At 67.3% G+C, this 3,304-nt stretch carries 4 protein-coding genes and 1 rRNA gene; 4 read left to right on the top strand and 1 reads right to left on the bottom strand.

From position 1 onward, the window contains the following. Positions 1-164: 164 nt before the first annotated feature. Positions 165-455, bottom strand: coding sequence for a hypothetical protein (locus tag ACYVHU_RS26630; protein ID WP_078764249.1), 291 nt, complete (start codon positions 453-455; stop codon positions 165-167). A gap of 142 nt (positions 456-597) precedes the next feature. Here ACYVHU_RS26630 and icmB point away from each other — a divergent pair, with 142 nt between their 5' ends. The 4 genes from icmB to ACYVHU_RS26610 all read left to right on the top strand — a co-directional run. Further along, a complete protein-coding gene (icmB, locus tag ACYVHU_RS26625) occupies positions 598-1,011 on the top strand; it encodes a coenzyme B12-dependent isobutyryl CoA mutase small subunit (RefSeq protein WP_078764248.1) in 414 nt (137 codons plus the stop codon). 124 nt (positions 1,012-1,135) lie between these two features. Further along, positions 1,136-1,252, top strand: a 5S ribosomal RNA gene (gene rrf / locus ACYVHU_RS26620). 169 nt (positions 1,253-1,421) lie between these two features. Continuing rightward, complete coding sequence (locus ACYVHU_RS26615; protein WP_078764247.1) at positions 1,422-2,198, top strand: sulfite exporter TauE/SafE family protein; 777 nt, start codon at positions 1,422-1,424, stop codon at positions 2,196-2,198. A gap of 257 nt (positions 2,199-2,455) precedes the next feature. Further along, the coding region (locus tag ACYVHU_RS26610) for an ATP-grasp domain-containing protein (protein WP_498949914.1) at positions 2,456-3,304 on the top strand (849 nt) is incomplete at its 3' end.

Raw genomic sequence — 3,304 nt, 5'->3', positions numbered from 1 at the left:
TTCTGTTTGAGGGTGGGTCGGGTTGTTTCGAGGAGAGGGGGCGGGCATGGTTTCCTGGCCGGTGACTATAGAGCGGGGTTCCTGCCTCTGGAGTGGGGGCCGAAACAGCGCCGGCAACGTGGCAGGCTCCAACGACGGGAACCAGAGGCGTCTCGCCGCCAGGATCAGGAGGACTCCTCGTGGCGGATGAGGTAGTCGAGGTAGAGCGGGCGTAGCGCTTCCTGGAGGCCGCGGTCGCCCTCGCGTTCGGCGACGATCTGGGAGAAGAGCGTCGAAGCATGGGCCACGCCGGCCTCGCCCGCCTGAGGGCGCCCCGCGGCGACCTCCGCCGCGGGGATCGTGCGGATCAGCTCCCAGAAGAAACCGGCGTCCCAGCGACGTTGGGCAAGGGAGACGGCGCGTCGGCGGAGTTCCTCGGTGGGAAGTCGTTCCAGTTCGGCATGGTCGTCTGTCATGTCCCGACCAATACCCAGCCCCTGCTTCTCTAGCCCCAGCGTGATCTGGGTTACGCTGCGGTGTGCATAGGAGTTCACTGATCGGCTCTCTCCGCGCTCTCACGAGGAACGAGGAGGGAGATGCTGGACGAGAGGTCGGCCAATGGGAGCGTCATCAGCGATTCGGGTCGTCGTCGCGAAGCCGGGGCTCGACGGGCACGATCGGGGCGTCAAGGTCGTGGCCCGGGCGCTGCGGGACGCGGGGGTCGAGGTCATCTACACCGGGCTGCGCCAGACCCCGGAGATGATCGTGAGCGCGGCCCTTCAGGAGGACGCCGACGCCATCGGGCTGTCGATCCTCTCCGGCGCGCACATGACGTTGTTCGCCAGGGTCCTGGAGCTGTTGAAGGAGAACGACGCCACCGACATCACGGTGTTCGGCGGGGGCATCATCCCCGAGGACGACATCCCGGAGCTGGAGCGGCTCGGTGTCGCGAAGGTGTTCACGCCCGGCGCGACCACCTCGGAGATCACCGACTGGGTGCGCATGAACATCGGCGGGGGACTGGCGGCCTGAACCTGGAGCGCCTCGTGGCCGGAGCGATGGTCACGGGCACCGCGCGGCTGCGCTATAGTTATTCTTGCACATGACGCTTCCCCGGCGGGGATCCTCCCGGATCCACTCGTCGCGGGCTCAAGGTTACGGCGGTCATGGCGGGAGGGAAACACCCGGTCCCATTCCGAACCCGGTCGTTAAGCCTCCCAGCGCCGATGGTACTGCCTCCATGTTGGGGTGGGAGAGTAGGTCGCCGCCGGACATCTTCTCGGTCGAGGCCGGACCCTCAGGGTCCGGCCTCCCGTGTTTCCAGGGGACCTGGCGCGAGTCCGTCTCCAGGCTGCTCGTTACACTCCACTTCTTGTGACTCTTGACGTTCTTCCCTATTCGGGATCTTTTGTCCTTCTCTGTGCTTTTCCCGGGTGGGGATGATGGAGCCGGAGATCATCGCCGTCCTGCTGACCGCGGCCGCCGCTGCGGGCTGGGTCGACGCGGTCGTCGGGGGCGGAGGGCTCCTCCTGCTGCCCGCCCTGCTGGTGGCGTTTCCCCACGCCCCGGTCGCGAACCTGCTGGGAACGAACAAGCTGGCCGCCGTGTTCGGCACGGCGTCGGCGGCCGTGACCTATTCGCGGGGACTGAAGCTGGAGCGCCGCGTCGTGGGTCCGGCCGCTGGGCTGGCGCTGTTGGGGGCGGGCTCGGGGGCGGCGCTGGCCGGGATGGTCTCCTCCGACGCGCTGCGGCCGATCATCATGGTCGTACTGCTCGTGGTGGCGGCCGTCGTCCTGTTCAGGCCCACGCTGGGGGTGGCGGCGGACCCCACGTTGCCGTCCACGCGCCGGATGGTCGCGGCGGTCCTCGTCACCGGGGTCGGCATCGGTTTCTACGACGGGCTCATCGGGCCCGGGACCGGAACGTTCCTCATCATCGCGTTGACGACCATCACGGGCCTGGACTTCGTCTCGGCGTCGGCCTCGGCGAAGATCGTGAACACCGCGACCAACCTCGGAGCCCTCGTGGTGTTCGCCCTGAACGGGCACATCCTGTGGCTGCTCGGACTGGGCCTGGCTGTGTGCAATATCATCGGCGCGCAGATCGGGGCGCGTATGGCGCTCAGACGTGGTGCCGGCTTCGTGCGGATCGTCCTGCTCGTGGTCGTGGTGGGGCTCATCGCGAAACTGGGCTGGGAGGAGTTCGGCCACCTGGTGTGAAACCGGATGTGATGCTTCACACGAATTCTCAGTGCATATGTCGGGCCGCTGGCGGGAATCCGTGGGTTTCCGGGCTGGAGTGACTGGTCACGCTGCCCCAGTGTCATCTGTCAAGACCCGAGAGGGCTAAGCTTCCGCATGGTGCGGATGGCTTCTTCGACGTATCTTCCAACGCGGCCGGCCCTGACAAGGTTCCGCGCTGAGTGACGCGGCCTCCGCCGAAATCTGCTGCCAGCGAGTTACAAGGACGGACCCTCGTGGACCTGTTCGAATACCAGGCGAAGGAACTCTTCGCGGAGTATGGGGTCCCGGTACCCCAGGGAAAGGTGGCGAGCACAGCCGAAGAGGCTCGTGCCATCGCCGAAGAATTCGCGGCCGCGGGTAAGCCCCGCGTTGTCGTCAAGGCGCAGGTCAAGACGGGCGGTCGCGGCAAGGCCGGCGGTGTCAAGGTTGCCGACGGCCCCGAGGACGCCCAGGCCAAGGCCGAGCAGATCCTGGGCATGGACATCAAGGGCCACACGGTCCACCGCGTCCTGGTCGAGGAGGCCAGCGCGATCGCGGAGGAGTACTACTTCTCCTTCCTGCTCGACCGGGCGAACCGCACCTTCCTCTCCATCTGCTCCAAGGAGGGCGGCATGGAGATCGAGGAGGTCGCCCACACCAACCCCGAGGCCGTCGCCAAGATCGAGATCGACGCCCTGAAGGGCGCCCCGGCCGACGTCGCCGCCGAGATCGTGGCCAAGGGCAAGCTCCCCGAGGCCGCGGCCCAGGGCGCCGCCGAGATCATCACCAAGCTGTGGGACGTCTTCGTCGGCAAGGACGCCACGCTGGTCGAGGTCAACCCGCTCATCCTCACCGAGGACGGCCGCGTGGTCGCCCTGGACGGCAAGGTGACGCTGGACGAGAACGCCGAGTTCCGCCAGGACCTGGAGAGCCTCGCCTCCGCCGCCGAGGGCGACCCCCTCGAGGTCAAGGCCAAGGCGAAGGGTCTGAACTACGTCAAGCTCGACGGTGAGGTCGGCATCATCGGTAACGGTGCCGGTCTGGTCATGTCGACGTTGGACGTGGTGGCCTACGCGGGTGAGGCGCACGGTGGGGTCAAGCCC

The sequence above is a fragment of the Marinactinospora endophytica genome, assembly GCF_054780875.1.
The sequence above is the reverse complement of the archived record's forward strand: the minus strand, read 5'-3'. Positions and strand labels throughout refer to the sequence as shown.